This window comes from Microbacterium sp. KHB019 (assembly GCF_037285405.1).
In the GTDB taxonomy this organism is placed as follows: Bacteria; Actinomycetota; Actinomycetes; order Actinomycetales; family Microbacteriaceae; genus Microbacterium.
In genome coordinates this window covers 405,853-429,041 of record NZ_JBBDHF010000001.1, presented here as the reverse complement: position 1 = coordinate 429,041, position 23,189 = coordinate 405,853, and the positions used below count along the sequence as shown (strand labels likewise).

The following is a 23,189-nucleotide window of genomic DNA, read 5'->3' as shown; positions in this document are numbered from 1 at the left end:
GGGTTACTGCGTGTCCTTGTCTGAGAAGAGCCGGGCTTCCTGGTCGCGGTACGCATCGCCCAGGATCGCGGTGAACTCGTTGATGCGCGCATCCACGTCAGCCAGGAGATCGTGGCCGCGAGGGTCCTTGTTCATGAAGTGGGCGGCGACGAATCCGCCGATCACGCCGATCAGGAACCACAGCACATTCTTCATGTCGTCATCCTTGCGATTGGGCCCGCAGAGCGCGGTCTTTCCATCGTAGGCGGAAACGGCCAGGGGTACGACGAGAGGCGCCGGGATGAACCCGACGCCTCTTGTCCTGGACGCTGTATCAGCGAGCCGCGTAGTACTCGACGACGAGCTGCACTTCACAGGTCACGGGGACCTCGGCGCGCTTCGGACGACGAACCAGGCGTGCCTGCAGCTTGTCGAGCTCGACCTCGAGGTAGCCGGGAACGGGAGGCAGGACCTCGGCGTGACCGCCGGCTGCTGCCACCTGGAAGGGCTCGGTGCCCTCGCTGCGGGGCTTGACGTGGATGAGCTGACCCGGCTTCACGCGGAAGGACGGGCGGTCGACGAGCTGGCCGTCGACCATGATGTGACGGTGCACGACCATCTGGCGGGCCTGTGCGGTGGTGCGGGCGAAGCCCGAACGGAGCACGAGGGCGTCCAGACGCATCTCGAGCAGCTCGACCAGGTTCTCACCGGTCAGGCCGTCGACGCGGCGTGCCTCGTTGAACGCGATGCGCAGCTGCTTCTCGCGGATGCCGTACTGCTCGCGCAGACGCTGCTTCTCGCGGAGGCGGACGGCGTAGTCGCTGTCAGCCTTGCGCTTGGTGCGGCCGTGCTCACCCGGAGCGTAGGGACGCTTCTCGAGGTAGCGGGCGGCCTTCGGGGTGAGTGCCACGCCGAGGGCGCGGGACAGACGGACCTTGCGGCGGTCCTGGGACTTCGTGACCACGAAGTATTCCTTCCGATGACGTGGACGTGTCTTTCACGTCTCACGGACGTATCTCCCTCGCTCTGCCTGATGCGCGCACGCCGGGGCGCGCAGAAGGTGGGGTGTGAACGAAGAGATGCCCGAAAACTGTGTTTCGAGCCGCTCAAGTCTAACAGACCGGTCATCGCACCGATTCCTGAGCTCGGTCGAGCGGGTCGAAGGGTCAGCGACCGTCGAGGATACGGCGGATGCGCTCGAGTCGTGCAGACACGTCGCGCTCGGCTCCGAGGTTCTTCGGCTGGTAGTACCGCCGACCTTCGAGCTCATCGGGGAGGTACTGCTGCGGCACGATGCCGTGCTCGTTGTCATGAGGGAACACGTAGCCCTTGCCATGCCCGAGTCGCTTCGCGCCGGCGTAGTGCGCGTCGCGCAGATGCGGCGGCACCCGGCCGAAGCTGCCGGCGCGCACGTCGGCGATCGCTGCGTTGATGCCGGCGTAGGCGGCGTTCGACTTCGCCGTGGTCGCCAGATACACCGTCGCCTCGGCGAGCGGGATCCTCCCCTCCGGCATACCGATGAAGGCGACGGCGTCGGCCGCCGCCGTGGCGATTACGAGCCCCTGGGGGTCGGCGAGCCCGATGTCCTCGGACGCGGAGATCACGAGACGGCGGGCGATGAACCGCGGGTCCTCCCCGGCCTCGATCATGCGGGCGAGGTAGTGCAGGGCTGCATCGGGATCAGAACCGCGGATCGACTTGATGAACGCGCTGATCACGTCGTAGTGCTCGTCGCCCTGGCGGTCGTATCGCAGCAGAGCGCGGTCGACGGCCTGCGCGACGTCGTCGTCGGTGATCGACGGAACCGCGTCGTCGTCGGCCGCCTTGGAGGCCGCGACGGCGGCCGCCGCCTCGAGACCGGTGAGCGCACGCCTCGCGTCGCCGGATGCCAGACGCACCAGAGCGCCGCGCGCGGCTTCCTCGATCTCGACCCCGCCGTTCAGGCCGCGGGCGTCGGTGACTGCGCGGTCGACGAGCAGGGCGATGTCCTCGTCGGTCAACGGCTGAAGCGTCAGCAGCAGCGACCGTGACAGCAGCGGGGAGATCACCGAGAACGAGGGGTTCTCGGTCGTCGCGGCGATCAGAATGACCCAGCCGTTCTCGACGCCGGGGAGCAGAGCGTCCTGCTGAGCTTTCGTGAACCTGTGGATCTCGTCGAGGAACAGGATGGTCGTCTGCCCGTACAGGTCGCGCTGATTGATCGCCTCCTGCATCACCTCGCGGACGTCCTTCACACCTGCGGTGATGGCCGACAGCTCGACGAAACGGCGTCCTGATGATCGGGCGATGGCCTGCGCGAGCGTGGTCTTGCCTGTGCCGGGTGGCCCCCACAGGATGATGGATACGGCACCAGGGGATGCGGCATCCGGATCTGCCAGCGCCACGATCGGGGACCCCGCACGAAGCAGGTGCTGCTGACCGGCGACCTCATCGAGTGAGACGGGACGCATGCGCACAGCCAGGGGCGTCTGTCCCGAGAGCAACGGCGCGGATGTCATCCGTCCAGGCTAATGCGCTTCGCCGACACTGCTCGCCGGTAGGCTCGCCTGTGGCGCATGCAGGAAGCGCCGAGGGAAGGATCATCATGGCCGCTCGCGGATCGAAGAGCGCACAGCGCACGAAGGCGTCGAGCGAGCGCGCGCGGCTGTACGCGGCACGGACCTCGTGGCACGAAGGCCAGATCAGCCGCCGCGTGCGCGACAACACCGCCGCCGTGATCATCGGCGCGCTCATCGTCGTCGGTGCGATCGTGAGCCAATCCGTTCACGCCGTGGTCGCCGGCCCGGCGCCGGAGCCGACTGAGACCTCGACCCCCGGTCCGGTGGAGAACCCGTTCGCCGACCTGTTCTCGACCGGCTCCGCGACGCCGTAGCGATCTCACATCACCCGTCGGCCGGTGTGAGCGAATCGCACCGCAGTCGTAACGCAGGGCGCCTCTCCCGGAAACTCCCGTGAGCAACGCTGGAACCAACCCAGCAGCTGTGCTCATCCGATACGTCCGTGGAGGTTGCCCGTGTCCTACGTCAAACCAGCCGAACTCGTCACCCGCATGGTCGACGCCGGCGCCTACAAACTCCAGCTGTCCGCCCGCGACACTCTGATCCGATCCTTCATGGGAGCCGCATTCCTGACCCTCGGCGCGGCCTTCGCCGTGACGATCTCGACGAACACCGGGCAGCCGCTGCTCGGTGCAGTCCTGTTCCCGGTCGGTTTCGTGATCCTGTACCTGTTCGGCTACGACCTGCTCACCGGCGTCTTCACGCTCGGTCCCCTGGCCGTGCTCGACAAGCGTCCGGGTGCGACCGTCGGCGCGATGTTCCGCAATTGGGGTCTCGTGTTCGTCGGCAACTTCGGCGGTGCCTTCTTCATCGCGATCCTGATGGCGATCTACTTCACGTACGGGTTCTCGACCGAGCCCAGTGCCGTCGGCCACGCGATCGGAGAGATCGGCCACGGACGCACCGTCGGATACGCCGACCACGGAGCGGCCGGCATGCTGACGCTGTTCATCCGCGGCGTGCTCTGCAACTGGCTCGTCTCGACCGGTGTCGTGCTGTCGATGGTCTCGGACAACGTCGTCGGCAAGATCCTCGCGATGTGGCTGCCCATCATGCTGTTCTTCTACATGGGCTTCGAGCACTCGATCGTGAACATGTTCCTGTTCCCCTCCGGCCTACTGCTGGGCGCCGACTTCACCCTGATGGACTACCTGATCTGGAACGAGATCCCGACCGTCATCGGCAACCTGGTCGGCGGCCTGCTCTTCGTGGGCCTGCCTCTGTACTTCACCTACGGCCGTCCTGCCGCACGGCGCACACGTCGCAAGAGCACGAAGACGAGCGCTTCGGCCCCGGTGGCGCCAGTGGCCATCGCCGAGGTCGAGACCGCCGCGGGCAGCGGTGTGGAGCGCGAACCGATCAGCGTCGGCTGATCGGACATCGCGAAGGCCCGGTGAGACCGTAGCTCACCGGGCCTTTCCACGCGCCGAGACGGCGTTCAGGAACGGATGGTCGCGGCGCGGAAGCGCTCAGCCACGACCGCGGCGATCCGCGCATCGGGTGCGAGAGGCGCCGTGACGACATCGGCGCCGGCTCGACCGACCAGTCCGGCGAAGAAGCCGGGCGCGAGAACATGGCTCGCCGCGATGACCCGCACCGCTCCGACTGCGCGGGCCGCGCAGACGGCGTCGCCGATGCGAGGCGTGGATGTCGAGGCATAGCCGACGCTGACGGGTACCGGAATGCGGGTCCGGAGGCGTGCTGCGGCGGTCTCGACGTCGCTCATCGCGTCCGGGTTGCTGGAGCCGGCAGCAGCCAGGACGACGTGGTCGCCCGGTCGCCATCCCTGCGGAACAGCGGCGGCGAGCCGGTCGACGAGCACGTCCGTGACGAGCGGGTGGACGCCGAGCGGCGGTGTCTGCCTGGCGTTGGCGTGCGTGGCCACGGCCACCGAGATGTCGACGGCGGTGTGGTATCCGACCGACAGCAGCAAGGGCACGACGATGACGTTGTCGCGCAGCGCTTCGGCGGCCAGCACGTCGCCGATCTGCGGATGCTCGACGTCGACCACGGAGTGCACCACCCGAACGTCAGGCAGCAGCCGCCGGACGTCATCGATCAGAGACTGCACGGCGGAACGCCCAGCACGATCTGCTGTGCCGTGCGAACAGGCGATGAGAGTCGTCAAGCGTGCTCCTCCACAGCGAGGCGATAGCCCCGTTTCACGACGGTCTGCACGAGTTCGAATCCGCGCAGTGCTTCGCGCAGCCGCGCGACGGCCATCTCCACCGCGTGGGCGTTCTGCCCGGCGCGGGGCACGGATGCCGCGATCTCGTCGCGGGAGAGCACGCGCCCTCCCCCGTCGAAGAGCGCACCGAGCGCGCCGGCAGCCGTCCTCGAGAGCGGGACGAACTCGCCGGCGATCACGGCGCCCCCGCTGCGCATCGAGACGACCCCGGCCGTGGTGCGGAGGACGGGCGCATCGCCGCCCACGGCGAAGAAGGCGATGACGCAGCGCGCAAGCGAACCGAGCCTGCCTCGTTCGGCTTGAACGGTCCTGACCCCGGCGCTCTCGAGCGGCGAGGCGGTGATCGGCCCGACGGAGGCGAGCAGCAGTCGCCCTCGGGCTGCGCGCTCGCGGAGCGCGTCGAGGGCGCCGAGCCTGCCGGCCGTGCGCACCCACTCCGACGCTCCTGGCGCGGATGTGAACACCACCGCATCCACCTCGCCGGCAGCTGCCTGCTCTACGGATCGCTCCACGAGTCGCGGGTCAGGGGGCGGCCCCCAGCGGTATACCGTCAGCGGAACCACGTCCGCTCCGGCGGTCGAGAGCAGGGCATCCAGTCCATCGGCGCCCGACCCGTGATGCTGCACGGCGACGCGCATGCCATCGAGAGCAGTCGTCAGCAGGTACTCCCCGACTTCTGCGGCGGTCTCGGACTCTGCCACCCAGTCGGCGACGAACCCTGCCTGCTGGATCGCCCCGTGCGCCTTCGGCCCCCGCGCCACGAACAACGTCCTGCTCAGGGCTTCTGAGAGCTCCTCGGCGAGCCCGTTCTCGTGCGCGGCATCCATCCACCCGCGAAAGCCGACGCCGGTCGTCACGACGACGATGTCCGGCGGCTTCGCGATCAGCTCTCGCGTGCGCCGCATCAATTCTTCGTCGTCGGCGTTCGGCATGATGCTCAGCGCCGGCGCCCGGTACACACTGGCTCCTCGCCGCTCGAGCGCGTTCGCCAGATCTCCGGCGCGCCGATCCGCCGCGATCACGATGGTGCAGCCGGTGAGCGCAGCGTCGAGGAGTCTGCGCTGGGTCACCGACTGGTCTCCCCCGATCGGATGCTGCTCGGCATGAGCAGCCCGGCGCGGGCCACAGCGCCGAAGACGATCACGGCCGGGTTGCGCACGCCGACATCCGCCGCCGCCTCGACCACGGAGCCCAGGGTGCTTCTCGTGGTGCGCTGCTGCGGCGTGTGCCCGTTCTCGACGATGGCGACCGGCAGATCGTCGCCGATGCCGTGGTCGCGCGCGGCACGCACCACCCTCGGCAGCGCGGATACGCCCATCAGCATCACGGTCGTCACCTCAGGGTCCGCCAGGGCTCGCAGCGTCGTCTCCGACACATCCCCCTGTCCGTTCACGACGTGCAGCCCGGATGCCGTTCCCCGGTGAGTGACGGGGATGCCTGCGGCCTGCGGAACCGAGATCGCGCTGGATGCACCGGGGGTCACGTCGACGGGGATCCCTGCCGCCTGGCACGCGATGACCTCTTCGCCGCCGCGGCCGTACACGAACGGGTCGCCTCCCTTGAGCCGCACCACCCTTCGCCCAGCCGTCGCGTGCTCGACGAGGAGCGCGTTGATCTGCTGCTGCGGCACCGGGTGATGATCGGGACGCTTGCCGACGTCGATGACGAGCACATCGGGGTCGAGCTCTGCGAGGACCTCGGCGGTCGGGCCGAGTCGGTCGGCGATCACGACGTCCGCCTCGGCGAGCAACCGACGTGCGCGCACCGTCATCAGATCGATCGGTCCGGGGCCGCCGCCGATCAAGTCGACGCGTCCCATGGTCGCCGCACGCCGTCGTCGGACGGGGATGCGGCCTCCGACGAGCATGGCGTCGATCGCGTCGCGCACGGCGACCGCGCGTCTGGGATCCACGCCCACGTCGCTGGCGACGCCGACGATCACGTCGCCCGAGCCGGTCTGCGCCGTCATCCGCGCACTGCCATGAACGCCGTCCGACGCATTGATGCAGAGCACCCGGTGATGCTCACAAGCGGCTGTCACTGCCCTGTCTGTGACGGCGTCGCCTGTGGCCGTGTGCACGACCCAGGCGTCGGCGACGTCATCGGGGGCGAACTCCCGCTCCACCCATTCGATCTCGTGCGCGAGCACGAGTGCGCTGGTCTGCGGCGCGAGGAGCGGTGCGATGATGCGGATGCGGGCGCCGTCAGAGATGAAGCGCCCGAGCCGACGTGCGGCGACCGCTCCCCCGCCGACGAACACGACCTGCCGCCCGGTGAACGAGACTCCGAGGATGGTCGTCATCTCACGCCACCTCTCCGGTGGATGCGGGCCGCTGCAGGTGTACGTCGTCGCCGTCGATCCGCACCGGCCACACGGTCAGACGAGCGTCCGGCTTGCCCTGCGTGTCCAGACATACGCCGGTGCGGAGGTCGAACACCTGTTTGTGCATCGGCGACGCGACGGTCGGCGCATCGCCCTTCGTGCCGACGATGCCGCGGGAGATCACATGGGCGCCGCTGTACGGGTCGTGGTTCGATACGGCGTGCACGGTGCCGTCGCGCAGCAGGAACAGCGCGACCTGCTCGGATCCGATGAGGGCCGCTCTGCCTCGTTCGACCTCGAGATCGCGGATGCTGCACACGCGGATCGACGTCACGGCCAGGGCGATCCCGGTCATCGCAGCACCGCCAACGTGGTTCCTGCGATGAGTACGCTCCCGTCCTGCCGGTCCTCGGCCGTCGCCGGCCGCACCTGCCCGCGGGTGGCGACGTAGGACAGCGACGGATCGGGTGTGTCGGCGGCGTTGATGAACGAATGGAAGCGGGCCAGCTTGTCCGGATCCCGCAAGGTGGCGGCCCATTCGTCCTCGTAGTCGTCGACGTGGCGGCTCGTCGCCGCATCCAGGTCGTCGCAGATGCCGAGGCTGTCGTCGAAGATGACCGCGCGCAGCCCGTCCAGCCCGCCCTCGAGGTCCTCGCACCACGGCGCTGTGCGCTGCAGCCGGTCGGCCGTGCGGATGTAATACATGAAGAAGCGATCGATGGCCGAGATGAGCTCGTCGTCCGACAGGCCGGAGGCCAGCAGCTCGGCATGACGCGGTGTGAAGCCGCCGTTGCCGCCGACGTACATGTTCCAGCCGGTCTCTGTCGCGATCACGCCGACGTCCTTCGAACGGGCTTCGGCGCATTCGCGAGCGCATCCTGACACTCCGATCTTCAGCTTGTGCGGGGCCCGCAGGCCTCGGTAGCGCAGTTCGAGCCGTACGGCCATGCCGACCGAGTCCAGCACGCCGAACCGGCACCACGTCGATCCGACGCAGGACTTCACGGTGCGCAGGGATTTGCCGTACGCATGCCCGGACTCGAATCCGGCGTCGACGAGCCGTTGCCAGATCAGCGGCAGCTGTTCGAGGCGTGCACCGAACATGTCGATGCGCTGCCCTCCGGTGAGCTTCGTGTAGAGGCCGAAGTCCTCAGCGACCTGCCCGATGACCATGAGCCCGGCAGGGGTGACCTCGCCGCCGGGCATCCTCGGCACGACCGAGTAGGTGCCGTCCTTCTGGAGGTTCGCCATGACGTGATCATTGGTGTCCTGCAGCGTCGCGTTCTCGCCATCGAGGACGTGCGCTCCCACCAGGACCGACAGGATGCTGGCCAGGGCCGGTTTGCAGACGTCGCAGCCGCGCCCGCGCCCGAAGCGCTCGATGATCGCGCTGAAGGTGCCGAGCTCCGACACGCGAACCGCGTCGAACAGCTGCCTGCGGGTCATGTCGAAGTGCTCGCAGAGCGCGTTCGACACGGTCCGGCCGAGGGAGGCGAGCTCCTTCCCGACGACCTTCTTGACCATGAGCACGCACGAGCCGCAGGTCGCGCCCGCTCGCGTACACGCCTTCACCGCGCCGGCGTCCGCGCACCCTTCATCGTGGACCGCCTGCCTGATGCGGCCGGCAGTGACGTTCGAGCAGGAGCAGACGACGGCCTCGTCGGGGAGATCACCGCCCGGGGCTTCGACCCCTCCTGCCGGCAGGAGGTAGGCGGCGGGGTCGGATCCGAGGCGCGCCCCGACCAGTGGGCGCAGCGCTCCGTATGCAGACGCGTCGCCGACGAGGATGCCGCCGAGCAGCGTCTGCGCGTCATCCGACAGCACGAGCTTCTTGTACACCCCGGCCACCGGGTCCGCGTAGACGACATCGAGGGCGCCGGGGGTCCGGGCGAACGCGTCGCCGAAGCTCGCGACGTCGACACCGGACAGCTTCAGTTTGGCCGACTCGTCATACCCGCCGAACGTCGCGTCGCCGCCGCCGAGACGAGTCGCTGCGACCTCCGCCATCGCATATCCGGGTGCGACGAGCCCGACGCTGCGACCGGCGAAGCTGGCGACCTCTCCGATCGCGAGGATCGCCGGATCGCTGGTCCGGCACCGTTCGTCGATCACCACACCGCCACGCGGGTCGACGGCGAGCTGCGACGCGCGGGCCAGTTCGTCGCGCGGGCGTACTCCCACAGTGAAGACGACGACGTCGGCGCGGTGCATGCTGCCGTCCTGGAACTCCAGCGCTGCGACGCTGCCAGACGCGTCGGGGTCGAGGCGGGTGGTGCGCGACTCCGTCCGCACCGCGATGCCCCGGTCCTCGATCAGGCGGCGGAGCATCCCGCCACCGGCTGCGTCGAGCTGCGCCGACATGAGACGTTCGGATGACTGCACCACCGTGCAGTCGACGTCGAGGCTCTGCAGGGCCCCTGCGGCCTCCAGCCCGAGCAGGCCCCCGCCGATGACTGCTCCGCGCAACGGACGACCGAGCTCGGCCGAGCGGTTCTCGACGAACCGGCGAAGCCCCTGCACGTCGTCGAGGGTGCGGTAGACGAAGCATCCGGGCAGATCGGCACCGTCCACAGCGACCCGTGCCGCGTAGGAGCCCGTCGCGAGCACGAGTCCGTCGTATCGGAACACTCGCCGCGATCGAGACGTAATGGTCCTGGCTTCTCGATCGATCCTCATCACGCGGTCTCCGGTGATGACGGTCACGCGCTCGTCGTCGAGCGCGCCCTCGTCGAGCGTGAGCTCGGTCGGGGTGGCTCCGGAGAAGTAGCCGGTGAGCCCTACACGGTCGTACGGCAGCCGGCTCTCATCGCCGATCACGGTGATCCGGACGTTCGGATCAGAAACGCTGAGCATGCTCTCCACGAACCGATGCGCGACCATGCCCGCTCCCACGACGACGATCTCGGTGCTCACGTTCACGGGGTCTCCTGTCGTTCGGGGATGACCAGACACTATGAAGGTCATGTTTCGCGGACCGTGCGGCACCTGTTACGCGCATCGAACGTTCTGCTCACAAACGGATAACGGCGCGGTGAGATCTCGGCACCATCGGGGTCCTCCCCTCGTACTAGGCTGAACGAAGTCCTTTCCACCCTCACGCGGGTTGACCGCGCAAGGAGCACATCGTGTCTGCAGACGAGACCCCGAAGCCGACCCCGCCCGTCCCCGCGCCGCCGCGCGTGCCCATGCCACCGCGCACCCCGGCTGTCGCCGCAGCCCCCGCGGCACCGGCATCGCCCGTCGCCGCCGTCGATTCGGCCGACTGGGGACGTGTGACAGAAGACGGAACGGTCGAGGTCCGCGAGGGCGACGACTGGCGTGTCGTCGGCCAGTACCCGGACGGCACGCACGAAGAGGCGCTCGCCTACTTCGTCCGCAAGTTCGACGACCTGGCGTTCAAGGTGCACACGCTCGAGCAGCGGCACCAGGCCGGTGGCGCATCCGCAAGCGACCTGACCAACCAGGCCCAGAAGCTCGTCACCGAGGTCACCGGCGCCGCGGCGGTCGGAGATCTCGGTTCACTGCAGGGGCGTCTGTCGACGCTCACCGAGACCCTCTCCGAGGCGCGCGAAGCCGAGGCGAAGGAGGCGAAGGAGGTCGTCGACAAGGCGATCGCCGAACGCACGGTGATCGTCGAATCGATCGAGGCCATCGCCGCGCGGGACCTGACGAAGGTTCAGTGGAAGCAGGTCACCGAAGAGGTGTCCTCGCTGTTCGACACGTGGCAGTCCCACCAGCAGAACGGTCCGCGTCTGCCCAAGGGCATCTCGCAGCAGCTCTGGAAGCGATTCCGCGATGCCCGCGCCGTCGTCGACAAGGGCCGCCGCGCGTTCTACGCCGAGCTCGACGAGACGCACAAGTCCGCCCGCGACCGCAAGAACGCGCTGATCGAGCGCGCCGAGGCGCTTGCGCCCAAGGGTGTCGACGGCATCCCGGCGTACCGCGGCCTGCTCGACGATTGGAAGGCCGCCGGCCGTGCCGGCCGCAAGGCTGACGATGCACTCTGGGCTCGTTTCAAGGCCGCTGGTGACGCGCTCTACGCCGCGCGCGCAGAGCAGTCCGCCGCCGAAGAGGCCGAGTCCGCTCCCAAGATCGAGGCCCGCAAGGCGCTGCTCGAAGAAGCGAAGGCCGTCGCGGATGAGTCGAACATCAAGCAGGCCCGTGCACTGCTGACGAAGATCCAGCGTCAGTGGGACGAGGTCGGTCGTATCTTCCCGCGCGAGCAGGAGCGTGCGCTCGACGACAAGCTGCGCGTGATCGAGCAGGGGCTCAAGTCGCGTGAAGACGTCGACTGGAAGCGCAACAACCCCGAGACCAAGGCTCGCGCGAACGACATGAGCCAGCAGCTTCAGGACGCGATCGAGAAGCTCGAGGCCGAGCTGGCTGCGGCGGAGAAATCGGGGAACAAGAAGGCCGCCAAGGAAGCCGCCGACGCTCTCGAGGCGCGGCGCACGTGGCTCAGCGCCCTCGGCAGCTGACCTCTTATCCACAGACGCCCCAGGGCGAAGGACGACGGGCCACACTGAAGGTGTGCATCCATCGCTGTTCTTCCGCCCTGGGGCGCTGCTGTCGCAGCCCGAGCTGGGTGCTGCACGCATCGACGGGGTGCTGATCGAGGTCGGTGAAGGCTACATGCCGCCCGACCTGCCAGAGGACGACGCCGCTCGCGCACGCTCCCTCTCCCCTGTCCTCGTCTCCGGCTACGCCCTGAGCGGGCCGAGTGCAGCGTGGGTTCACGGCGCCGGCGACGCACCGCCGATCCGCCATCATCTCCAGCGCATCGGCGCCCACCGCCCCCGCGTCGAGCGCGCCCTGAACGTCGTGCTGCACGAGCGGACGACTGCAGCGGGCGACATAGAGCTGATCGACGACGTCCCTGTGACCACCAGGGTGCGGACCCTCGTCGACCTGGTTCTCGGCGCCGACGCTGACGAGAGCACGGCCGAGTGGATGCACCGGCTCGCCGCCACGGCACCCGAGCTGGTGCCTCAGGTGCGCGGTATCCTCGCATCACGCCACAGGATGCCGGGCAAGCGCGCGGCGCTCGCGAGGATCGACGAACTGGAGCGCGAACGGGAACGTCAGGAAGAGGTCACCCGGTACACGTCGTAGACGGCGTCGATCCGCCGCACCGCGTTGAGCACCCGATCGAGGTGTACCGAGTCGCCCATCTCGAACACGAACCGGCTGATCGCCAGCCGCTCGGTATTGGTGTTGACGGTGGCGGACAGGATATTCACGTGATGCTCGCTGAGCACGCGTGTGACGTCAGACAGGAGGCCGGAGCGATCCAGCGCCTCCACTTGGATCTGCACGCGGAAGACGCTCTTCGTCGTCGGCGCCCACTCCACCTCGATGAAACGCTGCTCCTGATCGCTGAGCGCCTTCACGTTGACGCAGTCCGAGCGGTGCACCGAGACACCGCTGCCGCGGGTCACGAAGCCGACGATCGGATCACCGGGTACGGGCGTGCAGCATTTGGCGAGCTTGACGAGGATGTCGGCTGCCCCGCGGACGAGGATGCCGGAATCCCCCGCCTTCGGCTCATGCGGCCGCCCGGGGGCGGGCAGCGCGATGGCGCCGGTGCTCGTGTCGTTCGCCGCGACGAGGGAGGTGACCTTCTCGATCACCGACTGCGTCGAGACATGGCCTTCGCCGACAGCGGCGTACAGCGCGGAGACGTCCTCGTAGTGCAGCTGATGGGCGACCTCGGAGAACGAGTCCTGGCTCATCATCCGCTGCAGCGGCAGGTTCTGGCGCCGCAGCGCGCGAGCGATCGCCTCCTTGCCCTGCTCGATCGCCTCTTCGCGGCGCTCCTTCGTGAACCAGCCCTTGATCTTGTTCCGCGCCCTGGTGCTCTTGACGAAGGTGAGCCAGTCCTGGCTGGGACCCGCATCGGGGTTCTTCGAGGTGAACACCTCGACGACGTCGCCGGTTCGAACCTCGGTCTCCAGGGGCACCAGACGCCCGTTGACCTTGGCCCCCATCGTGCGGTGACCGATCTCCGTGTGCACTGCGTACGCGAAATCGACGGTCGTCGCACCGGCGGGCAGCCCGATCACCCGGCCCTTCGGCGTGAAGACGTACACCTCCTTCGCACCGATCTCGAAGCGCAGCGAGTCGAGGAACTCGCTCGGGTCAGCGGTCTCGGCCTGCCAGTCCGAGATGTGGGCGAGCCACGTCATGTCGGTGTCGGACGGACCGTCGACGGCCTTGCCGCCGTTCATCCGCTCCTTGTACATCCAGTGCGCGGCGACGCCGAACTCCGCCTGCTGGTGCATCTCGTGCGTGCGGATCTGGATCTCGACCGTTCGTCCGCTCGGCCCGATCACCGTGGTGTGCAGCGACTGATACAGGTTGAACTTCGGTGTGGCGATGTAGTCCTTGAACCGCCCGGGCAGCGGAGTCCACCGCGCATGGATGGCGCCGAGCACCGCGTAGCAGTCGCGCACGGAGTTCACGAGGACCCGGATGCCGATGAGGTCGTAGATGTCGTCGAACTCGCGTCCGCGGATGACCATCTTCTGGTAGACGGAGTAGAGCTGCTTCGGGCGGCCGACGACCTTGCCCCGGATGCGCAGGTCGTGCAGATCCTCGTTGATCGACTCGATGACCTGCTTGAGGTATTTCTCTCGCTGCGGGGTGCGCTGCGCGATCAGACTGTTGATCTCGGCGTAGATCTTGGGATGAAGGACGGCGAACGAGAGATCCTCGAGCTCCGACTTGATCGTCTGGATGCCCAGGCGATTGGCCAGCGGCGCGTAGATCTCCAGAGTCTCCCGTGCCTTCGGCTCCGCCTTCTCCGGGGGGACGAAGCCCCAGGTGCGGGCGTTGTGCAGGCGATCGGCGAGCTTGATGAGCAGCACGCGGATGTCCTTGGACATCGCGACGATCATCTTGCGGACGGTCTCGGCCTGCGCGCTCTCGCCGTACTTGACCTTGTCGAGCTTCGTCACCCCGTCGACGAGCATCGCGACCTCGTCGCCGAACGCGTCGGTCAGCTCGGAGAGCGCGTAGCCCGTGTCCTCGACCGTGTCATGCAGAAGGGCAGCCGCGATCGCCCGGGGACCGAGACCCATCTCGGCGAGGATCTGCGCCACGGCGAGCGGATGCGTGATGTACGGCTCGCCGCTGCGCCGCTTCTGCCCCTCGTGCTTCTCCTTGGCGACGCGGTAGGCGCGTTCGATGATCGCAAGATCGCCCTTGGGATGGTTGACCCGAACGGAGCGGATGAGGTTGTCGAGGTCGTTGATGCGGGGCGCGCGCGAGAAGATGCGGGGCACGAGTCGTCTCAGGCTCGATCCCTGCGTCGACGTTGTCGCCTCCGCCATCACTTCACCTCCGGGTCAGATCATCCTACGCGTACGGCGGGATCGCAGACCCGCCCCTGAACGCCTCAGGACTGGACCGCTGCGCGCTCGCGCAGCTCCAGAACACGACGGTCGCGCTCGACGATCTGCGGTTCCCGCTCGCGGAACAGCGAGTACAGCGGCGCGGCGACGAAGAGCGTCGAGTAGGTCGCGACCAGGATGCCGACGAAGATCGAGAGCGAGATGTCGGTGAGCGTCTCGGCGCCGAGCCAGAACGCGCCGATGAACAGGATCGCGCCCACCGGAAGGGCGGCGACGATCGACGTGTTGATCGAGCGCACCAGCGTCTGGTTCACGGCGAGGTTGACCGATTCACCGAACGTGCGGGCAGAGTTCTCCCCGTCCTCGGTGGTGTTCTCTCTGATCTTGTCGAACACGACAGTGGTGTCGTACAGCGAGTACGCGAGGATCGTCAGGAATCCGATCACGGCCGCCGGCGAGATCTCGAATCCTGCCAGCGCGTACACGCCGACGGTGATCACGAGCACGTCGAGCAGACCGAGGATCGCCGCCGCAGACATCTTCCACGTGCGGAAGTAGATCGCCAGGATCAGGAAGGTCAGTGCCAGGAAGATCGCCAGGCCCCACAGGGACTGCCGGGTGACGTTCTCGCCCCAGGCCGGCCCGATGAACGAGCTGGTGACCTCTTCCGGGTCCACCGAGTAGGTGTCGGCGAGAGCGTTCGCGACGGCGAGCGTCTCGCTCTGCGACATCTGGGAGGTCTGGACGCGCACATCGGTGCCGCCGACGATGACGACCTTCGCGGTGGAGTCAGGGACGACCGACTGAACGGCATCCGTCGCTCTGGTCTGATCGGTCGACTCCGGCGCGAGGACCGTGAACTGCGATCCGCCGGTGAACTCGATGGAGAACTGCACAGGGCGGATCAGCGGCACGAGAACCGAACCGATGACCAGGATGATCGCGATGATGAACCACAGGCGGCGCTTCGCGACGAACGGGAAGGAGGTCTTCCCCGTATACAGGTTGTTGCCGAACTCATTCATGGAGGCCATCAGCGCTCTCCCTCGCTTCCGGCGTCCGTGGTTCTGTCGCTCGAGGTCCTGTCGCCCGCCAGCGCCTCGGCGCGCTTGCGCTCCGCGATCGTCTGGCGACGCTCCGCCTCACCGCGCGAGCGGCTGCTCTTCGCGGCTCTGCCGCCCGTGGCGGGCGTCACCTGCCGGAACTGCGAGCGGGTGTGGTAGACCGCACCGAGCGCGTCCGGGTCGAGTCCCGACAGCTTGTGTCCGCCGCCGAAGAACTTCGTGCGTGCCAGGATCTGCATCACCGGGTGCGTGAAGATCACGAAGATGAACACGTCGATGATCGTGGTCAGACCCAGAGTGAAGGCGAAGCCCTTCACCGTCGCGTCGGCGAGGATGTACAGCACCACAGCGGCCAGGATGTTGATCGACTTCGAGATGTAGATCGTGCGCTTCGCGCGCCCCCAGCCGTCCTCGACGGCGCTGGTGATGGACTTCCCGTCGCGCAGCTCGTCTCGTATTCGCTCGAAGTACACGATGAACGAGTCGGCCGTGAAGCCGATCGACACGATCAGACCGGCGACGCCCGCAAGCGACAGACGGAATCCCATGCGCCAGGCGAGGATGCAGATGATGATGTAGGTCAGCACACCCATCACCGCGATGGACGCGATGATCACGGTGCCGAGGGCCCGGTAGCTGAACAACGAGTACAGCGCGACCAGGGCGAGACCGATGAGACCGGCGATGAGACCGACCTGCAACTGCTGCGTGCCGAGCGTCGCCGAGATCGTGTCGGAGCTCTCGGTGTTGAAGCTGAGCGGCAGCGCGCCGTACTTGAGCTGATCGGCCAGCGCCTCAGCGGACTCCTGGTTGAAGTTGCCGGAGATGCTGGGGCGGCCGTCGAGGATCTGCGCATTCATCTGCGGAGCGGAGATGACGGCGCCGTCGAGCACGAACGCGAACTGGTCGCGCGGGCTGAGCTGCGCGAGCTTGTTCTGGTAGAGGCGCTGGCTGATCTTGCCGAACACCTCGGTGCCGTTGCCGTCGAGCGTCAGGTTGACTGTCCAGGCGCCGGACTGCTGATCGCGGCCGCTCGTCGCGTCGTCGATCGCATCACCGGTGAGCTCCGTCGGGCCGAGGATGTACTTCACGGACCGCGTGTCATCGCAGGTGATCAGCGGCTGCGTGGGATCCGCGGTGCCGGCGTTGTTCTCCGGGTTCGCGCAGTCATAGGCGAGGAACTCGGCCTGCAGCTTCGGAGTGATCCACGACATGTCGCTGCCGTTCGTCGGCGTGGCCGTCGGCGTCGCCTGCAGCGTGGGGTCGGGGGTCGGGTACGGCGTGGCGTTGCCGTCCTCGCCGACGAACTCGGTCGCGGGGTCACCGGCGTAGAGGACTGTGCGGAACTCGAGCTGTGCGCTCGCCTGGATCCGGTTGCGGGTCTCCTCGTCGGCGACGCCCGGGATCTGGACGACGATGTTGCGGCCGCCCTCGGTGGTGATGTCGGCCTCGGCGACGCCGGAGGCGTCGACGCGCTGGCGGATGATCGACGCGGCCTGGTCGAGCTGCTCCTGCGTCGGATCCGACCCGTCGGCGGTGGCAGCGCTGAGAACGATCTGCGTGCCGCCCTGCAGGTCGAGAGCGAGCTCAGGAGCCCAGGAACTCTTCTGGAACCCGTAGACGCCCAGTGCGTTGATGCCGAACAGAGCCGCGGTCACGAGGAGAAGACCGAGGAGCACCTTCCACGCATGGCGGACAGGAGAGGATGAGGCCACGTACGTTCAGCTTTCTGCGAATCCGATCGGACCGGTCAGGATCAGCGGGAGGTCACTTGTCGTCGGCGTCGCGCTCGAGGCGCGCACGGGTCTGCTCCGGAGTCTCGAGCGTGGCATCGGGAGTGCTCTCCTCGATCACGGACTCGTGCGTGTCGGCCGTCAGGTTTGCGTCGGCGACGGCATCCAGCGGCTCCACGACGCGGAGGATCGCCTGGCTGTGCACCTCGATGACGGTGCCCGGCGCGATCTCGACGAGGGCCGGCGAGTCGAGGTCCTCGGGGTCGTACGCGACGATCTTGCCGTACAGGCCGCCCTGAAGGAGCACCTTGGCGCCGGGGACGGTCTTCGTCGCCTTCTCCTCCTGCTCGGCCTTCATCTGGCGCTGCCGCTTGCGGGTGTTGAAGAACATGAAGACGAGCAGCACGGCGAGGAGGCCGAAGAGGATGATTTCCATCAGGCGGAGCCTTTCAAATGCGCACGCCGACGATGGACGCGCAGAGAGGGGGGTTCGGGGTGAAGTCTTCAGCGATTATAGGTCATCGAACAATGCCGCCCCCTCCGGGTGCGGCAGACCGAGGTGGCGATAGGCTTCCGGCATCGCGACGCGCCCGCGCGGCGTTCGCCCCAGGAAGCCGATCCGCACGAGATACGGCTCCACGACGCTCTCCACGGTCTCCGCCTCTTCGCCCACCGCGACGGCGAGCGTGCTGAGACCCACAGGGCCGCCGCGGAATCGGCGAACCAGAGTATCGAGTACCGCGCGATCCAGCCGGTCGAGGCCGATGGGGTCGACGTCGTACAGTTCGAGCGCGGCGTTCACGTCCGCCACAGTCGCCGTGCCCTGCGCGCCGTGGACCAGGGCGTAGTCGCGCACGCGGCGCAGCAGCCGGTTGGCGATTCGGGGCGTCCCGCGCGAGCGGCGGGCGATCTCGTGCCTCGCGTCGTCCGGCATGGCCACACCGAGGACGGCGGAGGATCGCTCGATCACCTTCTCGAGGTCGGAGTCATCGTAGAACTCGAGGTGGCCGGTGAAGCCGAAGCGGTCGCGCAGAGGGTTGGGCAGGAGCCCGGAGCGCGTCGTCGCCCCGACGAGCGTGAACGGCGCAAGATCCAGCGGGATGCTGGTGGCCCCTGCGCCCTTGCCGACCATGATGTCGATGCGGAAGTCCTCCATGGCGAGGTACAGCATCTCCTCCGCGGAGCGCGCCATCCGGTGGATCTCATCGATGAAGAGCACTTCGCCGGGAACGAGGCTGGACAGCAGCGCGGCCAGATCGCCGGCGTGCTGGATGGCCGGGCCGCTCGACAGCCGCAGAGGTCGCTCGCTCTCGTGCGCCACGATCATGGCCAGCGTCGTCTTGCCTAGTCCTGGAGGGCCGGCGAGGAGGATGTGGTCCGGCGGACGGCTCTGGATGCGTGCGGCATCGAGCAGCAGCTGCAGCTGACCGCGCACCTTCGGCTGCCCGACGAACTCGCCCAGACTCGCCGGACGCAGTGCTCCCTCGATCGCGAGCTCGGTCTCGTCGATGGCTTCGGCCGGGTTGCGACCGTCCGCGATCGCGTCGTCAGCCACGTGCGCCTCCCGCTTTCGCAGGTCCGAGGGCCGCGAGCGCCTGCCTCAACAGCGCGGGGACGGAGGAGCGGTCGGCGTCGCTCGCGGCATCCGCGGTCTCTGCTGCAGCCTCGCCGGCGACCTTCTCCGACCATCCGAGACCGACGAGAGCGGCGGTCACCTGCGCGACAACGGCATCCGCTGCCGAACCGGTCCTGCTGCTCGGCGTCGAACTGGGCGGCTGGAGCTTTCCTGCCAGCTGGACGACGATGAGCTTCGCCGTCTTCGGACCGATGCCCGACACGCGTCGGAACGGCGCATCATCGTCGTCGGCGACAGCGGCGGCAATCTGATCGACCGTGAGGTGCCCGAGCACGCCCAGAGCGGACTTGGGCCCGACGCCCGTGACGCTGAGCAGCTGCCCGAACACGTCGAGCTCGACACGATCGGCGAAGCCGAACAGGGTCAGCGCATCCTCGCGGACGATGAGGCTCGTGTGCAGACGCAGGTTCTCTCCGACCCGTGCCGTGTGCGCGACGTCAGCGGGCACGAACACGAAGAACCCGACGCCTCCGACCTCGACGACCACGTGGTCGGTTCCAGTGGACAGCACGGGGCCGTGCAGCGAGGAGATCATGCTCCCAGCCTACGATCCGGATCGTATGTATGTTCGAGCGACACGCTCGGCATCGGCCCACGCTCGCTGCGCCGGCGTGAGGCCTGTCGTTTCCGTCGCTGCAGCGGCTCCACCGCGCCAGGCATGACAGAGGGCGATCGCGAGCGCATCGGCGGCGTCGGCCGGCTGCGGCGGCGCATCCAGGCGCAGGATGCGGGCGATCATCGCCTGCACCTGCTTCTTGTCGGCGGAACCGTACCCCGTGACGGCTGCCTTGACCTCGCTCGGGGTGTGGGTCGCCGCAGGCAGGCCGGCCTCGGCGGCCAGCAGCAGCGCGACACCGCTCGCCTGAGCGGTTCCCATCACGGTGTGGCTGTTGTGCTGCGCGAACACGCGCTCGACAGCGACGGCATCGGGACTGTGCTGCGCGAGGACCGAGCGGATGCCCTCGGCGACCGCGGCCAGTCGCTCGCCGATCGGAGCCTCCGGCGGCGTGCGGATCACCCCGACGTGGACCAGGCTGGCGCGCCGGGAACGATCGACGTCGACGACACCGACACCGCAGCGGGTCAGGCCGGGGTCGATCCCGAGCACACGCAGAGAAGAAGCCGCCACTCCCCCAGGCTATGCGCGCGGGGAGCGGCGGCTTCGCAGACTCGCAGAGGCTCTGGTCGACTTACTCGTCGTTCTCGAGCTCGGCCTGCACCTCAGGGGTCAGGTCGACGTTGCTGTAGACGTTCTGCACGTCCTCGCTGTCCTCCAGAGCGTCGATGAGACGGAAGACCTTGCGTGCCGTGGCTGCGTCGACCTCGACCTTGAGGTTCGGCACGAACTCGACGTCGGCGGACTCGTAGTCGATCCCCGCTTCCTGGAGGGCCGTGCGCACGGTGACGAGGTCGGTCGCCTCGGTGATCACGCCGAAGCCATCGCCATGCGGCTCGACCTCTTCGGCCCCGGCCTCGAGCACGGCTTCCATGACGTCGTCCTCGGTCGTGCCCTCCGCGCCGACGACGATGACGCCCTTGCGGCTGAAGTTGTAGGCGACGCTGCCGGGATCAGCGAGGTTGCCGCCGTTGCGGCTGAGCGCGGTGCGCACCTCTGCGGCCGCCCGGTTCTTGTTGTCGGTCAGACACTCGATCATGAGCGCGACGCCGCTGGGTCCGTAGCCCTCGTACATGATCGAGGTGTACTCGACGGCTTCGCCGCCGATGCCGGCGCCGCGCTTGACGGCCCGGTCGATGTTGTCCTTCGGGACAGACATCTTCTTGGCCTTGAACACGGCGTCGTACAGGGTCGGGTTGCCTGCGAGGTCAGCACCGCCGAGCTTCGCGGCGACCTCGATGTTCTTGATGAGCTTGGCCCAGGACTTCGCGCGCCTGGAGTCGATGACTGCCTTCTTGTGCTTGGTTGTCGCCCACTTGGAGTGCCCGGACATATGTCTCCGCTCGTCGAATCCGCCCGAGGCCTCGCCAAGGGCGTCGTCCATTCTAACGAACTGCGCGGAGGACGCCTTGTCGCTGCCCGACCGCAGTGGGAGACTGACGCCCATGGACGATCGGGAGCGAGCTCTCGACACCGCGCACCGATGCGCCGCCGAGTTCCTGGACACGCTCGACGACCGTCCGGTGTGGCCGCGTGCGAGCCTCGAAGAGATGCTGACGGCATTCGGCGGGCCGCTGCCGGAAGCCGGGTCGGATCCGGCCGAAGTGGTCGACGAGATCGCCCGTCTCGCAGATCCCGGGCTGGTCGCGATCCCCGGCGGCCGGTTCTTCGGTTTCGTCATCGGCGGCACGCACCCTGCTGCCCTCGCCGCGGACTGGCTGGTGTCGGCCTGGGATCAGAACTCCGGATCATCACGACTGACGCCGACGACCGTGGCCATGGAGCGGATCGCAGGAAGGTGGATGCTCGAGCTGTTCTGTCTTCCTTCGTCGGCGAGCGTCGGATTCGTCACGGGAGGGCAGCTCGCGAACTTCACCTGTCTGGCCGCCGCCAGAGGCGCCGTCCTCGCTCGCGTGGGCTGGGACCTCGCCGAGCGCGGGCTCCGAACAGCACCGCGGATCCGTGTGGTCGTCGGAGCAGACCGCCACGGTTCGATCGACCGCGCAGCGCGCTTCCTCGGGTTCGGCCGCGCCGAGCTGACCGTCGTCGAATCCGACGATCAGGGCCGGATGCGCCCCGATGCCCTCCAGCACACACTGGACCAGGGGCGCGGCCCGCTGATCGTGTGCCTGCAGGCAGGCGAAGTCCACACCGGCGCATTCGACGACTTCGCCGCGCTCCTCCCGATCGCGCACGCACACGGCGCCTGGGTGCACGTGGACGGAGCATTCGGGCTCTGGGCCGCGGCTTCAGAGTCGCTCCGTCCGCTGACGGCCGGTATGGCGGATGCCGATTCCTGGGCGACCGATGCGCACAAGACGTTGAACGTCCCTTACGACTGCGGCATGGCGATCGTGCGGGATCCGGCAGATTCCATCGCCGCATTCCGGACAGGTGGCGACTACCTCATCTACTCGGGGCTCGACCCGTGGGACGTCACGCCCGAGCTGTCCCGTCGTGCCAGGGGCGTGCCGGCGTGGGCTGTCATGCGGAGTCTCGGCCGCTCCGGGATCGAGACCCTCCTCGACCGTCTGCATGCGAACGCCACAGCGATGGCGAGGGGACTCGCCGCGATCGACGGCGTCGAGATCGTCAACGACGTCGACTACACCCAGGTGATGTTCCGGCTGCGTGACGACGACGCGACAGCAGCGCTGGGACAAGCCATCCTCGCTGAGGGGACCGCGGCCGTCACCGGCGCCGAGTGGCGCGGCAGGGCGACGCTGCGCTGCTCGATGTCCTCCTGGGCGACCACAGGGGACGACGTCGATCGCACGATCGCGGCGATCACCCGACTCGTCCTCACCTAGCTGTACTGACCTAGCAGCCTCGGATCAGCCCTCGAGGCTGGTGCTCCCGGATCGTCGCCGCGCGGCATCGACGGCCGGCGTCGACGGGAGCAGCACGGGCACATCCGCTGCCCTGTCCGGCTGCCACTGCGCCCACCCCTCGTCCAGCGGCCAGCCGCCGTCGGCGATGAACTCGCGGACCGCGTACTCGCCCAGGCACCGCACAGCCGCGGCCTGTGCTCCGCTGAAGCGTCCCTGCGCGACGACGGCGTCGAGCTCATCGGCATCCTTCAACCAGATGTCCTCCGAGCCGGCGTGCTCGGCGTCGATCCAGATGTCGAGCACGAGGTCGCGGGAGTACACCGCCGGACTGTCTCCGGCGACCCGCCGGTGCGGAAGCTCGAGGTTCACGTACGCGCCGTCGGGCGTGCCGTCAGGGCGGCGGAAGAACCACACCGACCACGGGCGCCCCGCCGGCGCGACCCTCACCACCCCTGGTCCTGTCCATGCGTTCTCGGCCATCACCCACGGCGTCGTGAAGCGCTCGTCCAACGGCACATCTCTGTGTCGGCGCCCGTCGGCCGGCACCGGCTCCAGCCTGGCCGAACCGGACGGGATCCAGATGACGAGCCCGCGCGGATCGTCGCGCACGACGCGCACCGCTTCGATGTGTCGTCCGTAGCGCCACAGAATGCTGTCGTCCGGAGCGAACCGGGGTGCACCGGCCCGCTCGGACCGCACAGCGTGATCGAATGCGGGGTCTTCGTGCGCTGAGCCGTGTCCTGCGTCCTCGAGGAGCGCGATCGCCTCGTCGATCGACATGTCGTCGTCGCAGATGCGCTCCCAGCCTTCTCCTCGCCGCCCAATGAGCGTGGCGTTGCCACCGCTCGCGCTGACACTCGTGGATCCGATCGGCAGGCGCATCCCGCCACGCTACCGTGGCGCGTGCGG

22 protein-coding genes are annotated in these 23,189 nt (G+C 68.1%); 5 read left to right on the top strand and 17 right to left on the bottom strand.

What is annotated here, in order from left to right:
- Window positions 1-3 precede the first annotated feature (3 nt).
- From KHB019_RS02135 to KHB019_RS02125, 3 genes are all read right to left on the bottom strand, one after another.
- Window positions 4-195: a hypothetical protein gene (locus KHB019_RS02135; protein WP_230103200.1), complete on the bottom strand. Its 192-nt coding sequence runs from the start codon at window positions 193-195 to the stop codon at window positions 4-6.
- A gap of 118 nt (window positions 196-313) precedes the next feature.
- Window positions 314-943, bottom strand: coding sequence for a 30S ribosomal protein S4 (gene rpsD, locus KHB019_RS02130; protein ID WP_175986266.1), 630 nt, complete (start codon window positions 941-943; stop codon window positions 314-316).
- A 202-nt stretch (window positions 944-1,145) separates the two neighbouring features.
- The gene (locus KHB019_RS02125; protein WP_337457995.1) at window positions 1,146-2,477 is read right to left on the bottom strand and encodes a replication-associated recombination protein A; all 1,332 of its coding nucleotides are present in this window, start codon (window positions 2,475-2,477) and stop codon (window positions 1,146-1,148) included.
- Between the two features lie 86 nt (window positions 2,478-2,563).
- On the opposite strand from KHB019_RS02125, the gene KHB019_RS02120 reads away from it, so the two are divergent.
- Together KHB019_RS02120 and KHB019_RS02115 are read left to right on the top strand one after the other, a co-directional pair.
- On the top strand, window positions 2,564-2,851 hold the full coding sequence (locus KHB019_RS02120) for a hypothetical protein (protein WP_230103198.1): 288 nt from the start codon (window positions 2,564-2,566) through the stop codon (window positions 2,849-2,851).
- Window positions 2,852-2,992: 141 nt separating this feature from the next.
- Window positions 2,993-3,910, top strand: coding sequence for a formate/nitrite transporter family protein (locus KHB019_RS02115; protein WP_337457994.1), 918 nt, complete (start codon window positions 2,993-2,995; stop codon window positions 3,908-3,910).
- Between the two features lie 65 nt (window positions 3,911-3,975).
- On the opposite strand, the gene KHB019_RS02110 is transcribed toward KHB019_RS02115, so the two are convergent.
- From KHB019_RS02110 to nirB, 5 genes are read right to left on the bottom strand one after another with little or no spacing between them, the layout of a single operon-like run.
- Window positions 3,976-4,665, bottom strand: coding sequence for a sirohydrochlorin chelatase (locus KHB019_RS02110; RefSeq protein ID WP_325470665.1), 690 nt, complete (start codon window positions 4,663-4,665; stop codon window positions 3,976-3,978).
- Window positions 4,662-5,795: a uroporphyrinogen-III synthase gene (locus tag KHB019_RS02105; RefSeq protein ID WP_337457993.1), complete on the bottom strand. Its 1,134-nt coding sequence runs from the start codon at window positions 5,793-5,795 to the stop codon at window positions 4,662-4,664. The genes KHB019_RS02110 and KHB019_RS02105 overlap by 4 nt, the downstream gene beginning before the upstream one ends.
- The gene (cobA, locus tag KHB019_RS02100; protein WP_337457992.1) at window positions 5,792-7,027 is read right to left on the bottom strand and encodes a uroporphyrinogen-III C-methyltransferase; all 1,236 of its coding nucleotides are present in this window, start codon (window positions 7,025-7,027) and stop codon (window positions 5,792-5,794) included. The genes KHB019_RS02105 and cobA overlap by 4 nt, the downstream gene beginning before the upstream one ends.
- A gap of 1 nt (window position 7,028) precedes the next feature.
- Window positions 7,029-7,403 carry a nitrite reductase small subunit NirD gene (gene nirD / locus KHB019_RS02095; RefSeq protein WP_337457991.1) on the bottom strand — a complete coding sequence of 125 codons (375 nt, stop codon included), beginning with the start codon at window positions 7,401-7,403 and terminating at the stop codon, window positions 7,029-7,031.
- Window positions 7,400-9,928, bottom strand: coding sequence for a nitrite reductase large subunit NirB (gene nirB, locus KHB019_RS02090; protein WP_337458389.1), 2,529 nt, complete (start codon window positions 9,926-9,928; stop codon window positions 7,400-7,402). The genes nirD and nirB overlap by 4 nt, the downstream gene beginning before the upstream one ends.
- 245 nt (window positions 9,929-10,173) lie before the next feature.
- Between nirB and KHB019_RS02085 the strand changes: the two genes are divergently transcribed.
- A complete protein-coding gene (locus tag KHB019_RS02085; RefSeq protein WP_337457990.1) occupies window positions 10,174-11,526 on the top strand; it encodes a DUF349 domain-containing protein in 1,353 nt (450 codons plus the stop codon).
- A 52-nt stretch (window positions 11,527-11,578) separates the two neighbouring features.
- Window positions 11,579-12,160: a hypothetical protein gene (locus tag KHB019_RS02080; protein ID WP_325470669.1), complete on the top strand. Its 582-nt coding sequence runs from the start codon at window positions 11,579-11,581 to the stop codon at window positions 12,158-12,160.
- Here the strand turns inward: KHB019_RS02080 and KHB019_RS02075 are convergent.
- The 8 genes from KHB019_RS02075 to KHB019_RS02040 form a co-directional block, all read right to left on the bottom strand.
- Window positions 12,130-14,379 carry a RelA/SpoT family protein gene (locus KHB019_RS02075; RefSeq protein ID WP_230103190.1) on the bottom strand — a complete coding sequence of 750 codons (2,250 nt, stop codon included), beginning with the start codon at window positions 14,377-14,379 and terminating at the stop codon, window positions 12,130-12,132. The genes KHB019_RS02080 and KHB019_RS02075 overlap by 31 nt on opposite strands.
- Window positions 14,380-14,444: 65 nt before the next feature.
- Window positions 14,445-15,434: a protein translocase subunit SecF gene (gene secF / locus KHB019_RS02070; RefSeq protein WP_230103189.1), complete on the bottom strand. Its 990-nt coding sequence runs from the start codon at window positions 15,432-15,434 to the stop codon at window positions 14,445-14,447.
- On the bottom strand, window positions 15,434-17,179 hold the full coding sequence (secD, locus tag KHB019_RS02065) for a protein translocase subunit SecD (protein WP_230103188.1): 1,746 nt from the start codon (window positions 17,177-17,179) through the stop codon (window positions 15,434-15,436). The genes secF and secD overlap by 1 nt, the downstream gene beginning before the upstream one ends.
- A 52-nt stretch (window positions 17,180-17,231) precedes the next feature.
- Window positions 17,232-17,633, bottom strand: coding sequence for a preprotein translocase subunit YajC (locus KHB019_RS02060; protein WP_325470670.1), 402 nt, complete (start codon window positions 17,631-17,633; stop codon window positions 17,232-17,234).
- Between the two features lie 75 nt (window positions 17,634-17,708).
- Entirely contained in the window at window positions 17,709-18,737 is a 1,029-nt protein-coding gene (gene ruvB, locus KHB019_RS02055; protein ID WP_230103440.1) for a Holliday junction branch migration DNA helicase RuvB, read from the bottom strand.
- Between the two features lie 7 nt (window positions 18,738-18,744).
- A complete protein-coding gene (gene ruvA / locus KHB019_RS02050; RefSeq protein WP_337457989.1) occupies window positions 18,745-19,368 on the bottom strand; it encodes a Holliday junction branch migration protein RuvA in 624 nt (207 codons plus the stop codon).
- A 9-nt stretch (window positions 19,369-19,377) separates the two neighbouring features.
- Window positions 19,378-19,962 (bottom strand): crossover junction endodeoxyribonuclease RuvC, encoded by a 585-nt coding sequence (ruvC, locus tag KHB019_RS02045; protein ID WP_325470672.1) that lies wholly within the window; start codon window positions 19,960-19,962, stop codon window positions 19,378-19,380.
- Window positions 19,963-20,023: 61 nt separating this feature from the next.
- On the bottom strand, window positions 20,024-20,782 hold the full coding sequence (locus KHB019_RS02040; protein WP_230103439.1) for a YebC/PmpR family DNA-binding transcriptional regulator: 759 nt from the start codon (window positions 20,780-20,782) through the stop codon (window positions 20,024-20,026).
- A 112-nt stretch (window positions 20,783-20,894) separates the two neighbouring features.
- Between KHB019_RS02040 and KHB019_RS02035 the strand changes: the two genes are divergently transcribed.
- A complete protein-coding gene (locus tag KHB019_RS02035) occupies window positions 20,895-22,259 on the top strand; it encodes a pyridoxal phosphate-dependent decarboxylase family protein (protein WP_337457988.1) in 1,365 nt (454 codons plus the stop codon).
- A 24-nt stretch (window positions 22,260-22,283) separates the two neighbouring features.
- Here the strand turns inward: KHB019_RS02035 and KHB019_RS02030 are convergent, their stop codons facing one another.
- The gene (locus tag KHB019_RS02030) at window positions 22,284-23,162 is read right to left on the bottom strand and encodes a DUF402 domain-containing protein (RefSeq protein WP_337457987.1); all 879 of its coding nucleotides are present in this window, start codon (window positions 23,160-23,162) and stop codon (window positions 22,284-22,286) included.
- Window positions 23,163-23,189: the final 27 nt, after the last annotated feature.

What these genes read in the sequence shown, in the direction of transcription:
- KHB019_RS02135 (WP_230103200.1), bottom strand. Translation starts at nt 195, where the DNA reads ATGAAGAATGTGCTGTGGTTCCTGATCGGCGTGATCGGCGGATTCGTC.
- KHB019_RS02125 (WP_337457995.1), bottom strand. Translation starts at nt 2,477, where the DNA reads ATGACATCCGCGCCGTTGCTCTCGGGACAGACGCCCCTGGCTGTGCGC.
- KHB019_RS02120 (WP_230103198.1), top strand. Translation starts at nt 2,564, where the DNA reads ATGGCCGCTCGCGGATCGAAGAGCGCACAGCGCACGAAGGCGTCGAGC.
- cobA (WP_337457992.1), bottom strand. Translation starts at nt 7,027, where the DNA reads ATGACGACCATCCTCGGAGTCTCGTTCACCGGGCGGCAGGTCGTGTTC.
- nirD (WP_337457991.1), bottom strand. Translation starts at nt 7,403, where the DNA reads ATGACCGGGATCGCCCTGGCCGTGACGTCGATCCGCGTGTGCAGCATC.
- nirB (WP_337458389.1), bottom strand. Translation starts at nt 9,928, where the DNA reads ATGGTCGCGCATCGGTTCGTGGAGAGCATGCTCAGCGTTTCTGATCCG.
- KHB019_RS02075 (WP_230103190.1), bottom strand. Translation starts at nt 14,379, where the DNA reads ATGGCGGAGGCGACAACGTCGACGCAGGGATCGAGCCTGAGACGACTC.
- secF (WP_230103189.1), bottom strand. Translation starts at nt 15,434, where the DNA reads ATGGCCTCCATGAATGAGTTCGGCAACAACCTGTATACGGGGAAGACC.
- KHB019_RS02060 (WP_325470670.1), bottom strand. Translation starts at nt 17,633, where the DNA reads ATGGAAATCATCCTCTTCGGCCTCCTCGCCGTGCTGCTCGTCTTCATG.
- ruvA (WP_337457989.1), bottom strand. Translation starts at nt 19,368, where the DNA reads ATGATCTCCTCGCTGCACGGCCCCGTGCTGTCCACTGGAACCGACCAC.
- KHB019_RS02040 (WP_230103439.1), bottom strand. Translation starts at nt 20,782, where the DNA reads ATGTCCGGGCACTCCAAGTGGGCGACAACCAAGCACAAGAAGGCAGTC.
- KHB019_RS02035 (WP_337457988.1), top strand. Translation starts at nt 20,895, where the DNA reads ATGGACGATCGGGAGCGAGCTCTCGACACCGCGCACCGATGCGCCGCC.
- KHB019_RS02030 (WP_337457987.1), bottom strand. Translation starts at nt 23,162, where the DNA reads ATGCGCCTGCCGATCGGATCCACGAGTGTCAGCGCGAGCGGTGGCAAC.